Here is a 14,488-nt window from a genome sequence, read left to right as displayed (position 1 = left end):
CCGAAAACGTGCGCTCCCTGGCAAAAACGCGCGTTTTGAACGCCCAGAGCCGCAAACCGGGCAAAAAAGGTGTGGGTGTTACCCTTGGGCACATTGCCACTCGCCGGACGCCAACCCGGCTTTTGTGTCCATGCCTTTGCACCCGCTCCGTTCCATTCTTGGCGCTGCCCTGCTTGCCGCATGCGCCGTGCCCCCCGCCGATGCCGCCGTTGCCCTCCTCCAGCCTTCCCGCCGCGTCAACGCCAACCAGCCCTTCACACTGACCCTCGTCATTTCGGGCGATGCCGCCCAGCGCAGCTATGCCGTGCCGGCCAAGTTACGCGTAACGGCCAGCGCTGACCTGCAGGGGCCCGTGGAAGTGATTCTCGATCGACACAATGCTGGCGCCGGCGAAACCCTGCACCTGCGGCCGGGCCAAGTCCGCACCGTCGCCTACACCGGCACGCTGCCCGAGGTGCTGCGCGGCACGGTTCGGATCGATGTGCCGGATCTCGATGCGGCACCCGTTCTGGTGACGCTCGTGCGCGGCGCAGACGCCCCGCAGATCGCGGCCGATGGCGCCCCCACTGGCGCAGCCCGCAACGCCGCCGCCGAAGCGACCCGCCCCGGGGGTGCGCTGGGCACCAACCCGAGCGCCCCCGCTGCCAGTGCAGCTGCTACTGCGACCCCGCCCACTCCCGTGGCAGTTGCTGGCAGTGGCGAGGCATCCCGCCCGCCCGAAGACACCGCACGCCTGACTTTCCACGAACCCATGTTTGCCGCAGTGGGCGCGCATGGGGGCCTGAACGCCAAGTTCCAGTTGAGCTTCAAGTTTCGGATTTTTCAGCCAGAGAACCCGGCATCGGCAGCGCTGCTGGATAACGTGTACTTCGGTTATACGCAGTTCTCGCTGTGGGATGTGGGCAAGGAATCGGCGCCGTTCCGCGATACGAACTACCGGCCCAGCGTGTTCTATTACCGGCCCGATACGGGCATCCATGGCGGCGCCCTCACGCGGCTATCGTTCGCGGGCGGCATCGAGCACGAGTCGAACGGCCGCGACGGCGACGCCTCGCGCGCCATCAACACCGTGTTTGTACGCCCGACGTTTCACTTTGGTGACCTGAACGATTACCACTGGAAGTTCGAGCCGAAGCTGTACGCGTACCTCACGCGCACCGGCAACACCGATATCGCGCACTACCGGGGTTTTGGGGATTTCCGCGTGTCCTATGGCGCCCCCAACGGCTGGGAATTGGCCGCCACGCTGCGCAAAGGCACCCGCAAGGCCTACGGCAGCGTCGACGCGCAATTGACGTATCCGATGAGCCGGATCTTTACCGGCACGGCTGGCTACCTGTTCATCCAGTATTTCACCGGCTACGGCGAGAGCCTGCTCGACTACAACCACAAGCTGGGCTCGCAGTTGCGCGTCGGGTACAGCCTCTCGCGATAGGACGCCGCCGGCTTAGAGCGTGTGCTGGCCGCTGGCCTCGGGCTGGAACGCAACGCGATCGATGCGCAAGGAGCGCTGTGCGCCATTGGGCGCCGAGTATTTGACCGACTTGCCCGCACGCGCACCCAGCAGCGCCGCGCCCATCGGCGAGAGCACCGACAGTTTGGCCGATGTCACGTTGGCGTCTTCCGGGTAGACGAGCGTCCACTCTTGTTCGGCGCCGGCGTCATCCACCACGCACACGACCGAGTTCATGGTCACCACATCGGCGGGAATCTTGTTGCCGGGCACCACGTTGGCACGAGCAATGAGGTCGTCGACCAGATCGGCCAGCGGTGAGTTGTTGCCCGCGCGAGTGGCGGCATTCTCCAGACGGGTGAGGTCCAGCTCAGTCAGGTAGATGGTGGCTGCTTTGGACATGACGATCTCCTACAGGTCTATGTTCAACACGAGGCAAAGCCGCTGCCGATGGCCTTACGGGCCAATGGAACGCAGCGGCAAGAACACCAGCGGGCGCATAGGCCGGCCGGCGGTGATACGAAGCCGAAACTTCTGGGGGAGTAGGGAGAGCCCGGCGGCAACGTGCCGCAAAGGCACTAGAACAACCACCGGGCGGCGGCAATGGCCGCGTTCATCGCCTGGGCGGCGCGCGGCGAAGTGCGCGCCACGCGCTTGGGGCGCACAGCACGGAAAGACGAAGAGATAAGAAAGGCGGCAGCCACCGGCATCGACGTCATGATGGTCGCTGCCTCAGATGAGCGGCTTGCCGGCCAGCTTGTTGCGCGCATTGGCAACGGCGGCGGCAAATTGCGCGTGGCCATGCCAGCCGGTCGCCCGGCCGAGCTTCTTGCCACGATGGAAAAACATGAACACCGGAATACCGTGCAGGCCAAAGCGCTGGCCAAGCTGAGGGTGCGCATAGACGTTCGCGTGCAGCCAGCTCAGCCCAAGCTCACGCACCGCGGCCGGTTGCGCGAGCATGGCCTTCTTCGCCATCTCGCAGTTGAAGCAATCGACGCCCCAGAAGAACACGCACACGAGTGCATCGCCCGCCGCCGCAATGGCTGCGTCGAAGGTCTCTGTGTTCACCTCGCGCATGCCAAACGCCGCGAATGCGGTCTTGTCGACCGTGATCGCGCCGTTGGCGTATTGCGAAGTGGTTGCGTTCTGGATCACGGGGCGTGGGCTTACTTGGGCGCCGCCACCGTCACGAGGGCTGGGCGCAGCACGCGGTCGGCCAGCGTGTAGCCACGCTGCAGAACAGCGACCACGGTATTGGCTTCCTGATCGGCCGGCACCATCGAGATGGCTTGATGGCGATGCGGATCGAACTTTTCGCCCACCGGGTTCAGCTCGGTGACGCGGCCCTTTTCGAATGCGGCGTACAGCTGCTTGAGGGTCAGTTCAACACCCTCGCGCAGCTTGGTGGCGTCGCCCGAGGTATCCGCCAAGGCGGCCTGCAGGCTGTCCATCACGGGCAGCAGGTATTCGGCGAAGCCTTCGATGGCGAACTTGTGGGCCTTAGCCACGTCGTCCTGACCACGGCGGCGGATGTTCTCGCCTTCGGCCGTGGCACGCGCCCAGTTTTCATAATTCTGGCGCGCCTTTTCTTCAGCAGCTTCCAGTTGGCGGCGCAGTTCTGCGACGTCCATGTCGGCCACCGCTTCTGCCACGGCGGCTTCGTCACCGGCGACGGCCTGGGCGTCGGCGCTCGCGCGCTGAGCCTGGCTCGAATAAGCGTGGGCCGCCTGGCCCGTCGCCGACTGGTTCGGCTGGGTGGCTTGGGTGTCCGCTGGCATGTCCGAGTTCGAGGAGGTGTCCGAAGTGTGTTTCATAGCGCTGGATAAAGAGGATCGACGCATGGCATGTGCCCGAGAGGATCCGCTGGATTTTACGAACGATTTGTCCCCGTTATGGGGCAATTGGCGCGCTTTTCAAGGGCGCCGGATGCGCGACAACTGTGCGTCGTGCATCACGAAATATGGGGTTACAACTTTCATCAGACTGCAACGGCACAGCAATTGCGACGCCTTTATTGGCCGCCTATGATGCAAGAAAAAACTGGGGGGCGCGAGCTTCTTTGAGGGTTCGTACCATGCATAACAAGCTGCCCGTTCTGACCGTGCTCCTGCTGTTGACGCTGACCGCAGCCACAACGTTTATTTGCCTGTCTGGGGCCGTCACACCGCGTTATACGGAGTACGGTAGCGGCAAGGCATTCTTCAAGCACTACATCATCAAGCCGGCACAGATGCAGCAGATGCCGCGCGGTTTGACCGTATTAAGTTAGCACACACTCGCACGGTGTACCTCACTCTCCGCCGAGTTTGTCGATACGCCGTCGATCTCGCTTGGTCGGTCGGCCAGCAATTTGTGTGGCGGGTTCCCGATACAGCCGGCGTTTGTCGGCATTCTCTTCGCGTTTTAAGCGACTGGTGTCCGTCTCGGCGTAGAGCGTTTGTGCAACGGAGGCTGGACCGCGCACTTCCGCCAGCGCCAATACCTCGACTTCCCACTGCTGTTCATGGGCGTGAACCCGCACGTGGTCACCGATCTTGACATCCTTGGCGGGACGAACCGGCTGATCGTTGATCTGCACGCGACCGCGCTCCACCGCATCGGTCGCCTGCGACCGAGTCTTAAAGAAACGCGCCGCCCATAGCCATTTGTCGATGCGCACGCGATCGGCCGCGTCGGTGCTCACTTTCATGCGGCGGCCCCCTTGCTCTGCGCACGGGTGCGGCTGGCATCCAGCACATGCGGGTGCGTAAGCGTGAGCGGCCAGCCCTGCAGATGCGCCAGCGCAATGTCGGCAATGCCGGCAATCCACGCTTCGCTGTCGTTCAGGCACGGGATGTAATGGAAATCCTTGCCGCCGGCGACACGGAACGTGGACTGCCCTTCCATGGCGATCTCTTCCAGCGTCTCCAGGCAATCGGCCGGGAAGCCAGGGCAGAACACGTCGACGCGGTTGGTGCCAACGCGGCCGAGTTCTTCCAGCGTGGGCGCGGTGTAAGGCTGCAGCCATTCGGCGCGGCCAAAGCGCGACTGGAAGGTGACCAGGTACTGACCCGGCTGCAGGCCGAGCGCTTCGCCCAACAAGCGGCCGGTCTTCAGGCATTCGCAGTGGTACGGGTCACCCAACTCCAGCGTTCGTCGCGGCACGCCATGGAACGACAGCACCAGTTTGTCGCCATGCGCAAAGTCAGGCGCGCCATGCTGCGCCCAATACGCGCCCACCTGCTGGTGCAGCGCATTGATGTAAGCGGGGTCATCGTGGAAATGCTTGACCAGCCGCAACTCGGGCTGATTGCGCATTTCACCCAGCACTCGGAAGACCTCATCGAAGGCCGTCGCAGTGGTGGTGCCGGAATACTGCGGATACATCGGCAACACGAGGATGCGCTCGACACCCTGCTTGCGCAGCGCCTGCATGACCGATGGGATCGACGGATTGCCATAACGCATCGCGCAGGCGACCACCACATCGTGGCCCTGGGCGTTCAGCAACTGCTGCAGCGCATGCGCCTGCCGCTCGCTGTAGACAAGCAGCGGCGAGCCCGTCATGTTGGCCTCGCGCAGCCAGATGCTTTCGTACTTGTGCGCTGACGCCCGCGAACGCAGCGGCACGATCAGCCCATTGAGGATGAACCACCACACGGCGCGCGGAATCTCCACCACGCGGGGGTCGGACAGGAACTGACGCAGGTAGCGGCCCACCTCGCGCGGCGACGTGCCGTCGGGTGTGCCGAGGTTGACGAGCAGGATCGCGGTGCGATCGGGCTGACCGTGCTGGAACAGGGGTTCGGGCAAGAAAGGCATGGGCGCGGATTCGCGATAGACCCGACCGATTATACGAGCCGAGTCATCGAGTGTGCCTTACGCCACCACAACGCCGTCCTTGACCACACCGGCACACGGGTTGAGCCCCATCGCATAGGCTAGATCGGCAGGCCGATCGATGCGCCAGAGCGCGAAATCTGCCGCGCAGCCCGGGGCAAGGACCCCACACGTGCCTGACAGACCCAGCGCAGCGGCGGCGTGACGCGTGGCGCCGGTCAGCGCTTCCAGCGGCGTCAGGCGGAACAGCGTGCACGCCATGTTCATCGCCAGCAGCAGCGACGACAACGGCGACGTGCCGGGGTTGCAGTCGGTCGACACGGCCATCGGCACACCGGCGGCACGCAGCGCGGCCATCGGCGGCAGGCGCGTTTCACGCAGGCAGTAGAACGCGCCGGGCAGCAGTACAGCCACAGTGCCGGCTTGCGCCATGGCGGCCACGCCCGCATCGGTCAGGCATTCGAGGTGATCCGCTGAAAGGCCGCCGTAGCGAGCCACCAGCGCTGCGCCACCCTGGTCGGAGAGTTGCTCGGCGTGCAGCTTGACCGGCAGGCCGTGGCGCTGCGCCGCGTCGAACATGCGCGCCGTCTGTGCGGGCGTGAAGCCGATGGTTTCGCAGAAGGCGTCAACGGCATCGACCAGACCTTCCGCGGCGAGCGCAGGCAGCACCTCGGCGCAGAGGTGATCGATGTAGTCATCCGCACGGCCGGCGAATTCGGGCGGCACGGCATGCGCGCCGAGGAAGGTTGTCCGCACGCGCACCGGCAACGCCTGGCCGAAGCGCCGTGCGACGCGCAGCATGCGGCGCTCCGTTTCCAGGTTCAGGCCGTAGCCGGACTTGATTTCGACGGTGGTGACACCTTCGGCGCGCAACGCATTCAGGCGCGGCAGGCTGGCTTCGGCCAACGCGTCTTCGCTGGCCGCCCGCGTGGCACGAACTGTGGAGAGGATGCCGCCGCCCGCGCGCGCGATCTCTTCGTACGGCACGCCGTTCAGGCGCGCTTCGAATTCATTGCTGCGGTTGCCGGCGTAGACGAGGTGCGTGTGACAATCGATCAGGCCGGGCGTGAGCCACGCGCCGCCGCCATCGTGGTCGCGTGTGGCGCGGGCGTTGACGGGCACATCAGCGCGGTAGCCAAGCCACGCAATGCGGCCATCCTTGACGGCGATGGCGCCGTCGCGGATCTCGCCGTAGCCGTCAGCATCGGCGGTGAGCGTGGCGAGGTGGACGTTGGTCCAGAGCGCGTCCCAGTGCAGGTTGGCCGGATCAGTCATGTGCGGCTCCCTGCAGGCCGATGCCGTCTGCCACGCGCGCCACCAGACGGGCAGCGACACGTGCGGTGTGATTGTCAATATCGAGCGACGGGTTCAGTTCCGCCACATCCGCCAGCCGCAGCTTGCCCGAGCTGACCACGCGATCGACGATGGGCTCGATCACGTCCATCCCGACGCCGCGTGCCGACGGTGCGCTCACGCCGGGGGCAACAGCGGCCGGCAGCACATCGAGGCACATCGTCAGATAGACGTGGTCGACCTGGCTCAGGAACACCTCGACCACCTTCAGCACGTGCGCGAGCTGCATGACGTCCATCTCGTCGTCGTGCATCCAGCGCACGCCGAGCTGGCGCGCACGCGCGAACAGCGCTTCGGTGTTGGCGTAGGTGCTCACGCCCAGGCAGGCGTAATGGAACGGCCAGCCGCGCCGGGCACAGTCTTCGGCGATCTGGCGGAACGGCGTGCCCGAGCTGCCGCGCTCGCCCGCACGCAGATCGAAATGCGCATCGAGGTTGAGAATGCCGATACGCGGCGGTTGATCGGATTTCGCGGCCAGATGCCGCGCCAAGCCGCCAAACGAGGCCCACGCGATCTCATGCCCGCCGCCGAGCGCAATCGGAAACGCGCCGCGATCGAGCAGATCGTGGAGCACACCGGCCAATTCGCTCTGCGCGTCTTCCAGCGCATCGCCCTGGCAAGTCACGTCGCCCGCATCGACGACCACACGGCCGGCACGCGCGGGCAAGTTCGCCAGCATCTTGCGGATGGCGGCGGGGCCCGCCTGTGCGCCGGTTCGCCCGTGGTTGCGCGCGACACCGGCATCGCAGGCGAAACCCGCCAGGGCGACGGTGTTGGCCAGCGGCGTCGATGCATCGATGCGGCGCACGGTCTGGTGCCAACGCAAACCCAGCGGGCCTTCCTCCGCATCGACGCGGCCTTGCCAGACGTTCGGTTCGGCTTGGGCGAGCATGGTCAGACGAGTGCGAGTTCGCCGACGTGCGCGCGGCACGAATCGCCCAGATCGCCGTCGAGCACGAGGCGGCGGGCGCCTTCGATGTCGGGGGCGAACAGGCGATCTTCACCGTAGTACGCCACACGCGCGCGGATGCAGCCATGCGCCTTCTGCAGCGTGTCGGACGTCGCCAGCGGCTTGTGGAAGTCGATGCCCTGCGCTGCCGCCAGCGCTTCGATGCCGACGATGGTGGCGGTGTTCTCGGCCATGTCCTGCAAACGGCGGCCGGCGAAGGTCGCCATGCTGACGTGGTCTTCCTGGTTGGCGGAAGTCGGCAGGCTGTCCACGCTGGCCGGGTGGGCAAACGTCTTGTTTTCCGAGGCCAGTGCCGCGGCCGTGACGTGCGCAATCATGAAGCCCGAGTTCAGGCCCGGCTGCTCCACCAGGAACGGCGGCAGACCCGACAGCGTGGAGTCGATCAGCAGCGCGATGCGGCGCTCGGACAACGCACCGATCTCGGCAATCGCCAGCGCAAGCATGTCGGCAGCAAACGCCACCGGCTCGGCGTGGAAGTTGCCGCCCGAAATCACTTCACCGGCATCGGCGTAGACCAGCGGGTTGTCGGTCACTGCGTTGGCTTCGGTGAGCAGCGTGGCGCCGGCCTGACGGATCAGGTCGAAACACGCGCCCATGACTTGCGGCTGGCAGCGCAGGCTGTACGGGTCTTGCACGCGCTTGTCGCCCACGAGGTGCGACTGGCGGATGGCGCTGCCGGCCAGCAGGTTGCGGTACACCGCGGCAGTGGCGATCTGCCCCGCCTGACCACGCACGGTGTGCACGCGCGGGTCGAACGGCGCATCGCTGCCCTTGGCGGCATCCACCGACAATGCCCCCGACACGGTGGCGGCTTGAAGCAGACGCTCGGCCAGGAACAGGCCGTTGAGCGCCAGCGCGGTCGACACCTGCGTGCCGTTGATGAGCGCCAGGCCTTCCTTGGCGGCCAGTGCGATCGGCTCGATGCCGGCGGCGGCCAACGCGGCACGCGCCGGCGTGCGCACGCCGTTCACACGTACGTCGCCCTCACCCAGCAGGGCAAGCGTCATGTGCGCCAGCGGTGCCAGATCGCCCGACGCGCCCACCGAACCCTTGGACGGAATGCACGGCACGATGCCGGCGTTCAGCAGTGCCAGCAGCGTATCGATCACGACACGGCGCACGCCCGAATAGCCGCGCGCCAGGCTGGCGGCCTTCATCAGCAGCACCAGTCGCGCCACGTTGTCGCTCAGGTCTTCACCCGTGCCGACGGCGTGCGAGAGGATCAGGTTGCGTTGCAGGCGCTCCAGCTCGTGCGTGGCGATCTGCGTTTTGGCCAGCAGGCCGAATCCGGTGTTGATGCCATAGGCCGGTGCGCCCTTGGCGACGATGGCCTGTACCGTGGCGGCCGACGCTTCGATGGCGGCCGCGCAGTCGCCAGACAGCGCGATGGGCGTCGGGGCCAGCCACACGCGGCGCAGGTCGGCAAAGGACATCTCGCCGGGTTGCAATGTCAGGATGGGGGGCGTGGTCATGGTGTTCATAGCAATACGAGCAGGATGTCTCTAACTTAGCCGATCATCGGCAGGTTCAAACCGTTGCGCTTGGCGCAGGCAATGGCGGTTTCGTAGCCGGCATCCGCATGGCGCATGACGCCGGAGCCGGAATCGTTGACGAGCACACGACCCAGGCGCTTGGCCGCAGCGTCGGTGCCGTCGGCGACGATCACCACGCCCGAGTGCTGCGAATAGCCCATGCCGACACCGCCGCCGTGGTGCAGCGACACCCACGTCGCACCGCCGGCCGTGTTGAGCAGCGCGTTGAGCAGCGGCCAGTCCGACACGGCGTCGGTGCCGTCGCGCATGGCCTCGGTTTCGCGGTTGGGGCTGGCGACCGAGCCCGTGTCCAGGTGATCGCGGCCGATCACGATGGGCGCCTTCAACTCGCCGTTCTTGACCATCTCATTGAAGGCCAGACCGGCCAGGTGACGCTCGCCCAGGCCCAGCCAGCAGATGCGTGCGGGCAGCCCCTGGAAGGCGATGCGGTCCCGCGCCATGTCGAGCCAGCGATGCACGTGCGTGTTGTGCGGGAAGAGTTCCTTGATCTTGGCGTCGGTCTTGTAGATGTCTTCCGGATCGCCCGACAGCGCCACCCAGCGGAACGGGCCCTTGCCCTCGCAGAACAGCGGACGGATGTAGGCCGGCACGAAGCCCGGGAAGTCGAAGGCGTTTTTCACGCCCTGGTCGAACGCGACCTGGCGGATGTTGTTGCCGTAGTCGACGGTCGGAATGCCCATGGCCTGGAAATCGAGCATGGCCTGCACGTGCACGGCGCAGGACTTGGCAGCCTCGTCGGTCAGGCGGGCGTGCTGCGACGGATCGCGTTGCGCAGCACGCCATTGCTCGACCGTCCAGCCAACCGGCAGGTAGCCGTTGACCAGATCATGTGCCGAGGTCTGGTCGGTCACCAGATCCGGCTTCAGGCCGCCGGCGCGGGCACGCTTGACCAGCTCCGGCAGGATTTCCGCCGCATTGCCGAGCAGCCCAATGGACACAGCCTCGCCGCGCTCGCAATGGTGGCGAATCAGGTTGAATGCGTCGTCGATGTCCTTGGCCTGCTTGTCGAGGTAACGCGTACGCAGGCGGAAATCGATACTCGATTGCTGGCATTCGATGTTCAGCGACACGGCGCCGGCCAGCGTGGCGGCTAGCGGCTGTGCGCCTCCCATACCGCCCAGGCCGGCAGTGAGAATCCAGCGGCCGGCTAGGTTGCCGCTCGTCCCCTCGGGGGACCGCCCTTGTGCCAGCAAGGGCGAGGGGCTGTTCGAATAATGCTGGCGGCCCGCCTCGGCAAACGTTTCGTAGGTGCCCTGGACGATGCCCTGGCTGCCGATGTAGATCCAGCTGCCGGCAGTCATCTGGCCGTACATGAACAGGCCCTTGCGATCCAGCTCGTTGAAGTGTTCCCAGTTCGCCCACTTGGGCACGAGGTTGGAGTTGGCGATCAAGACGCGCGGCGCATCCGGATGGGTCTTGAACACGCCCACCGGCTTGCCCGATTGCACGAGCAGCGATTCGTCGTCGTTCAGCTCGCGCAGCGTTTCCAGGATCTTGTCGAAGCAGGCCCAGTCGCGCGCGGCGCGGCCGATGCCGCCATACACGACGAGGTGCTTGGGGTTCTCGGCCACGTCCGGGTCGAGGTTGTTCTGCAGCATCCGGTAGGCCGCTTCGGTCAGCCAGCTCTTGCAATGCAGCTCGGTGCCGCGAGGGGCGCGGATTTCGCGCGAGGCGTCGTAGCGCGGGTCGTTGGTCAGGTGGGCAGCGTTGGTCGGGGCGTTCATATGAGGTCTCCTGCGAACTCCTTTGTCATGGAGCGCATCTTATGTTGTATATACAACTTAGGCAAGAAAACTTTACAAGCTAAGAGCAAACCCTGATGATGACCGCCATCCGCACATCACATCGGCCGCCCAAACCGCACCGCAAGCCACGTCCATGTCACACGACCCGTCCGCCAGCACGCCCGCCTTCCAGCGCATCAAGGAAGACATCCTCATGCGCATCCGCAGCGGCGAGTGGCAAGAAGGCGAAATGATCCCGGGGGAGACCACGCTCGCGCAGACGTTTGGCGTGTCGCGCATGACGGTCAATCGCGCGCTGCGCGAGCTGACCGCCGAGCAGATCCTCACGCGCGTGCAGGGGTTGGGGACGTTCGTCGCGCAGCAGAAGTACCAGGCGACGCTCGTAGCGATCCGCAACATCGCCGAGGAAATTGCCGCACGCGGCCACCGGCACCGTGCCGAACTGCACAAGCTGGAGCGCGCCCGCGCGAACGAAGCGATGGCCGCGTCATTCGGCGTACCGGTGGGGCAAGCCCTGTTCCACTCGCTGATCGTGCACTTCGAGAATGACCTGCCGATCCAGGTGGAAGACCGCTGGGTGAATGCCGGGCTGGCCCCTGACTATATGCAGCAGGATTTCACGCAGACCACGCCAAACGCCTACCTGATGCGTGCCGCCCCGTTGCAGGGCGTGGATTACGGCATCGAGGCGCGCCTGCCCACCCGCGAGATCGCCGAAATGCTGCACATGGATGTGCGCGAACCGTGTCTGATGCTACGGCGCAAGACGCTATCCCAGGGCCAGGTCGCCTCCGTGGCAACCATGTGGCACCCGGGCGGGCGGTATCAGTTCACGGGCAGTTTCTAAGCGCGTCGTTGCGCTACATCATGACCTTGCCCCGGGGCGCGGACGAGAATGCTCGAAAAGATGCGCGGCGGCTGATGCCAGTCCGCCCAGTTCGCTACCTCACTCCACACCCGGCCCAGGAGAGCACTGTCATGAGCGGCATGCCCGAATTCAAAAGCGTGGTCAAAGATGTGTCTGCGCACATGCGCAGCTTGCGCGAATCGCAGCCGGAGTTGATGACGGCATTCAGCCAACTGGCGGCAGCCGGCACAAAAGACGGCGCACTGAGCAAGAAGACGCGGGAACTGGTGGCGCTGGGAATAGCCATTTCCAGCCGCTGCGACGACTGCATCGGCTTCCATGTCCAGGCGCTGGTCAAACTCGGCACTACCCGTGCCGAACTGGAAGAGGTGTTGGGAACAGCCGTCTACATGGGAGGCGGCCCTTCGATGATGTACGCCACGCATGCGCTGGCGGCGTTCGAGCAGTTTTCAGCCTGAGACATTGGCGGGCAACCCGGCCCGCCACAGGCGGCGTTGTTTCAATACTGGCTGAGGGTGCTGGATAGCAGCTTGGCGGTGATATCCACGATCGGGATCACGCGCTCATACGCCATGCGCATCGGCCCGATCACGCCCAGCGTGCCGACAATCTTGCCGTCCACCTCGTACGGCGCGGTGATGACGGCCATGTCTTCGTGCGGCACAAGGCTGCTTTCGCCGCCGATGAAGATCTGCACGCCCTCGGCACGGCTCGATACGTCCAGCAGTTGCAGCAGGCCAGTCTTCTGTTCGAACACGGCAAAGAGCCGGCGCAGCTTGTCCATGGATGAAGACAAATCTTCCACATCCAGCAGCTTGCGTTCGCCCGAAATGACGACCGGTTCCTCTTCCGACGCGGCACTGCTGCCCGCTTCCACGGCAGCCTGCATCAGCGCGGTCATGTCGGCCTGCAGTGCAGACAGCTCGCCGCGCAGGCTTTCGCGCACCGCATCGAACGTCTGGCCGCCGTAGTGTGCATTGATGTAGTTGGCCGCTTCCACCAGTTGCGACGGGCTGTACGGCGTATCGGTATGGATGATGCGGTTCTGCACGTCGCCTTCGGGCGTGACGACGATCAGCAGGATGCGGGATTCCGACAGCCGCAGGAATTCGATCTGCCGGAACGCATGCGTGCGGCGCGGCGTCATCACGATGCCGGCAAACTGCGAGAGGTTGGACAAGGTCTGCGCCGCCGCCGCAATCACCCGCTGCGACGATTCCGACCCATGCGACGCCAGCTGCGTGCGCACCTGCTCGGCAATCGCACCCACCATCTGCTGCGCCATGCGGTCTTGCGTGCTCAGCACATCCAGCGGGCTGGCCGTCAGCATCGTATCGACGAAGAGGCGATAGCCGCGCGGCGTCGGCACGCGCCCGGCGGAGGTGTGGGGGCTCGCGATGAAGCCCATCTCCTCGAGGTCGGACATCACATTGCGGATGGTGGCCGGCGACAGATCGAGCCCCGAATACTTCGACAAGGTGCGCGAGCCCACGGGCTGGCCCTCGGCGATATACCGTTCGATCAAGGTCTTGAGGAGGATAGTGGCGCGCTTGTCCATGATTCTTCAATTTTACGCAAAATCGGCGCCCGTCTACGGGTGATGTCGGCGTTTCTCCACGAAACACGCGCTGACGTGGCGACGGTCATATCGATATGGTGTAATGCGCGCATGTCGATTCCCTCGTCCGCCGTGGCCCCGCAAGCTCCCGCCTCCTCGTCCGTTTCGCCTTTCAAGACCGTTGCGCTGGTCGGCCGGTATTCGGCTGCCAACATTGCCGGCCCTCTCATGGAACTGGCGTCGTGCATTGCCGCGCGCGGGCATGACATTGTCTTCGAGCGCGAAACGGCGCTCAACATCGGCGTTCAGGACTACCCTGCCCTGCCGCCCGAAGAGATGGCGCGCCACGCCGACGTGGCCGTCGTGCTCGGCGGTGACGGCACGCTGCTCGGCATCGGGCGCCACCTGGCCGGTGCCAGCGTCCCCGTGATCGGCGTCAACCACGGGCGGCTCGGCTTCATGACCGACATTCCGTTCGACGACGTACACACCGTGCTGCCCGACATGTTGTCGGGCCGCTACGAGGCCGAAACCCGCACGCTGCTGCAGGCTCAGGTCGTGCGCGACGACGAGGTCATCTTCTCCGCCCTCGCCTTCAACGACGTGGTAGTCAACCGCTCGGGCACCTCGGGCATGGTGGAGCTTGCCGTGTCGGTCGACGGCTTCTTCATGTACAACCAGCGTTCGGACGGCTTGATCGTCTCCACGCCCACGGGCTCGACGGCGTATGCGTTGTCTGCCGGCGGGCCGATCCTGCATCCTGCGCTCTCGGGTCTGGTGCTGGTGCCCATCGCACCGCACTCGCTGTCGAACCGGCCGATTGTCATTCCGCAAGACGCCGAGGTGGTCATCCAGGTCACCAGCGGGCGCGATGCCAGCGTCAACTTCGACATGCAGTCGCTCACGTCACTGCTGCCCGGTGACCGCATCGTGGTGCGCCGCTCGGAGCGCACGGTGCGGCTGCTGCACCCGGTCGGCTACAACTACTACGCCACGCTGCGCAAGAAGCTGCACTGGCACGAGTATCCGACCGAAGACAACCGGCTCTAAGAACCTGCCCATGATCCTACTGCGCGGCCCGATCTTGAACTTGCAATGCTCGCCGTACGCATGTACGGCTGCGCTTCTCGCTTCAACCTCGAGCCGCTCGCTACGAATCATGGGCA

At 65.3% G+C, this 14,488-nt stretch carries 16 protein-coding genes; 5 read left to right on the top strand and 11 right to left on the bottom strand.

All coding sequences use genetic code 11. The annotated features are described in order from the left end of the window. Positions 1 to 130: 130 nt before the first annotated feature. Positions 131 to 1,435: a phospholipase A gene (locus tag ACTJK4_RS06755; protein WP_440817021.1), complete on the top strand. Its 1,305-nt coding sequence runs from the start codon at positions 131 to 133 to the stop codon at positions 1,433 to 1,435. A gap of 12 nt (positions 1,436 to 1,447) precedes the next feature. On the opposite strand, the gene rnk is transcribed toward ACTJK4_RS06755, so the two are convergent. The 4 genes from rnk to grpE all read right to left on the bottom strand — a co-directional run bounded on the left by rnk (position 1,448) and on the right by grpE (position 3,270). Beyond that, positions 1,448 to 1,855: a nucleoside diphosphate kinase regulator gene (rnk, locus tag ACTJK4_RS06750; protein WP_232040919.1), complete on the bottom strand. Its 408-nt coding sequence runs from the start codon at positions 1,853 to 1,855 to the stop codon at positions 1,448 to 1,450. Positions 1,856 to 2,031: 176 nt separating this feature from the next. Further along, positions 2,032 to 2,172: a hypothetical protein gene (locus tag ACTJK4_RS06745; RefSeq protein ID WP_440817018.1), complete on the bottom strand. Its 141-nt coding sequence runs from the start codon at positions 2,170 to 2,172 to the stop codon at positions 2,032 to 2,034. 13 nt (positions 2,173 to 2,185) lie between these two features. Beyond that, positions 2,186 to 2,611: a thioredoxin family protein gene (locus tag ACTJK4_RS06740; RefSeq protein ID WP_440817016.1), complete on the bottom strand. Its 426-nt coding sequence runs from the start codon at positions 2,609 to 2,611 to the stop codon at positions 2,186 to 2,188. An 11-nt stretch (positions 2,612 to 2,622) separates the two neighbouring features. After that, positions 2,623 to 3,270 (bottom strand): nucleotide exchange factor GrpE, encoded by a 648-nt coding sequence (gene grpE / locus ACTJK4_RS06735; protein WP_440817013.1) that lies wholly within the window; start codon positions 3,268 to 3,270, stop codon positions 2,623 to 2,625. Positions 3,271 to 3,530: 260 nt separating this feature from the next. Between grpE and ACTJK4_RS06730 the strand changes: the two genes are divergently transcribed. Continuing rightward, entirely contained in the window at positions 3,531 to 3,725 is a 195-nt protein-coding gene (locus ACTJK4_RS06730; protein ID WP_440817010.1) for a hypothetical protein, read from the top strand. 21 nt (positions 3,726 to 3,746) lie between these two features. Here the strand turns inward: ACTJK4_RS06730 and ACTJK4_RS06725 are convergent, their stop codons facing one another. Genes ACTJK4_RS06725 through hutU form a run of 6 tightly spaced genes read right to left on the bottom strand, consistent with a single transcriptional unit; the run spans position 3,747 to position 10,875 of the window. After that, entirely contained in the window at positions 3,747 to 4,145 is a 399-nt protein-coding gene (locus tag ACTJK4_RS06725; RefSeq protein WP_232040924.1) for an RNA-binding S4 domain-containing protein, read from the bottom strand. Continuing rightward, a complete protein-coding gene (hemH, locus tag ACTJK4_RS06720; protein WP_232040925.1) occupies positions 4,142 to 5,257 on the bottom strand; it encodes a ferrochelatase in 1,116 nt (371 codons plus the stop codon). Before hemH ends, ACTJK4_RS06725 begins: the two co-directional genes overlap by 4 nt. A gap of 57 nt (positions 5,258 to 5,314) precedes the next feature. After that, positions 5,315 to 6,550, bottom strand: coding sequence for an imidazolonepropionase (gene hutI, locus ACTJK4_RS06715; RefSeq protein WP_440817005.1), 1,236 nt, complete (start codon positions 6,548 to 6,550; stop codon positions 5,315 to 5,317). Continuing rightward, positions 6,543 to 7,520: a formimidoylglutamase gene (gene hutG, locus ACTJK4_RS06710; protein WP_414561037.1), complete on the bottom strand. Its 978-nt coding sequence runs from the start codon at positions 7,518 to 7,520 to the stop codon at positions 6,543 to 6,545. The genes hutI and hutG overlap by 8 nt, the downstream gene beginning before the upstream one ends. 2 nt (positions 7,521 to 7,522) lie before the next feature. Next, positions 7,523 to 9,079, bottom strand: coding sequence for a histidine ammonia-lyase (gene hutH, locus ACTJK4_RS06705; RefSeq protein WP_232040928.1), 1,557 nt, complete (start codon positions 9,077 to 9,079; stop codon positions 7,523 to 7,525). 26 nt (positions 9,080 to 9,105) lie between these two features. Then, complete coding sequence (hutU, locus tag ACTJK4_RS06700; protein ID WP_316684196.1) at positions 9,106 to 10,875, bottom strand: urocanate hydratase; 1,770 nt, start codon at positions 10,873 to 10,875, stop codon at positions 9,106 to 9,108. A gap of 154 nt (positions 10,876 to 11,029) precedes the next feature. Between hutU and hutC the strand changes: the two genes are divergently transcribed. Together hutC and ACTJK4_RS06690 are read left to right on the top strand one after the other, a co-directional pair. Beyond that, the gene (hutC, locus tag ACTJK4_RS06695; RefSeq protein ID WP_440817000.1) at positions 11,030 to 11,743 is read left to right on the top strand and encodes a histidine utilization repressor; all 714 of its coding nucleotides are present in this window, start codon (positions 11,030 to 11,032) and stop codon (positions 11,741 to 11,743) included. Positions 11,744 to 11,874: 131 nt separating this feature from the next. After that, positions 11,875 to 12,222, top strand: coding sequence for a carboxymuconolactone decarboxylase family protein (locus ACTJK4_RS06690; protein WP_232040931.1), 348 nt, complete (start codon positions 11,875 to 11,877; stop codon positions 12,220 to 12,222). 41 nt (positions 12,223 to 12,263) lie between these two features. Here the strand turns inward: ACTJK4_RS06690 and hrcA are convergent, their stop codons facing one another. Next, a complete protein-coding gene (gene hrcA, locus ACTJK4_RS06685) occupies positions 12,264 to 13,322 on the bottom strand; it encodes a heat-inducible transcriptional repressor HrcA (RefSeq protein WP_232040932.1) in 1,059 nt (352 codons plus the stop codon). A gap of 111 nt (positions 13,323 to 13,433) precedes the next feature. Between hrcA and ACTJK4_RS06680 the strand changes: the two genes are divergently transcribed. Beyond that, positions 13,434 to 14,372, top strand: coding sequence for an NAD kinase (locus ACTJK4_RS06680; protein WP_440816997.1), 939 nt, complete (start codon positions 13,434 to 13,436; stop codon positions 14,370 to 14,372). Positions 14,373 to 14,488: the final 116 nt, after the last annotated feature.

The sequence above is a fragment of the Ralstonia sp. 22111 genome, from assembly GCF_052045895.1.
GTDB lineage: Bacteria > Pseudomonadota > Gammaproteobacteria > Burkholderiales > Burkholderiaceae > Ralstonia > Ralstonia wenshanensis.
The sequence above is the reverse complement of the archived record's forward strand: the minus strand, read 5'-3'. Positions and strand labels throughout refer to the sequence as shown.

Excerpts from the sequence above, each read along its gene's own strand:
- ACTJK4_RS06755 (WP_440817021.1), top strand. The coding sequence starts at position 131 with ATGCCTTTGCACCCGCTCCGTTCCATTCTTGGCGCTGCCCTGCTTGCC.
- rnk (WP_232040919.1), bottom strand. The coding sequence starts at position 1,855 with ATGTCCAAAGCAGCCACCATCTACCTGACTGAGCTGGACCTCACCCGT.
- ACTJK4_RS06745 (WP_440817018.1), bottom strand. The coding sequence starts at position 2,172 with ATGACGTCGATGCCGGTGGCTGCCGCCTTTCTTATCTCTTCGTCTTTC.
- grpE (WP_440817013.1), bottom strand. The coding sequence starts at position 3,270 with ATGAAACACACTTCGGACACCTCCTCGAACTCGGACATGCCAGCGGAC.
- ACTJK4_RS06730 (WP_440817010.1), top strand. The coding sequence starts at position 3,531 with ATGCATAACAAGCTGCCCGTTCTGACCGTGCTCCTGCTGTTGACGCTG.
- ACTJK4_RS06725 (WP_232040924.1), bottom strand. The coding sequence starts at position 4,145 with ATGAAAGTGAGCACCGACGCGGCCGATCGCGTGCGCATCGACAAATGG.
- hemH (WP_232040925.1), bottom strand. The coding sequence starts at position 5,257 with ATGCCTTTCTTGCCCGAACCCCTGTTCCAGCACGGTCAGCCCGATCGC.
- hutI (WP_440817005.1), bottom strand. The coding sequence starts at position 6,550 with ATGACTGATCCGGCCAACCTGCACTGGGACGCGCTCTGGACCAACGTC.
- hutG (WP_414561037.1), bottom strand. The coding sequence starts at position 7,520 with ATGCTCGCCCAAGCCGAACCGAACGTCTGGCAAGGCCGCGTCGATGCG.
- hutH (WP_232040928.1), bottom strand. The coding sequence starts at position 9,079 with ATGAACACCATGACCACGCCCCCCATCCTGACATTGCAACCCGGCGAG.
- hutU (WP_316684196.1), bottom strand. The coding sequence starts at position 10,875 with ATGAACGCCCCGACCAACGCTGCCCACCTGACCAACGACCCGCGCTAC.
- hutC (WP_440817000.1), top strand. The coding sequence starts at position 11,030 with ATGTCACACGACCCGTCCGCCAGCACGCCCGCCTTCCAGCGCATCAAG.
- ACTJK4_RS06690 (WP_232040931.1), top strand. The coding sequence starts at position 11,875 with ATGAGCGGCATGCCCGAATTCAAAAGCGTGGTCAAAGATGTGTCTGCG.
- hrcA (WP_232040932.1), bottom strand. The coding sequence starts at position 13,322 with ATGGACAAGCGCGCCACTATCCTCCTCAAGACCTTGATCGAACGGTAT.
- ACTJK4_RS06680 (WP_440816997.1), top strand. The coding sequence starts at position 13,434 with ATGTCGATTCCCTCGTCCGCCGTGGCCCCGCAAGCTCCCGCCTCCTCG.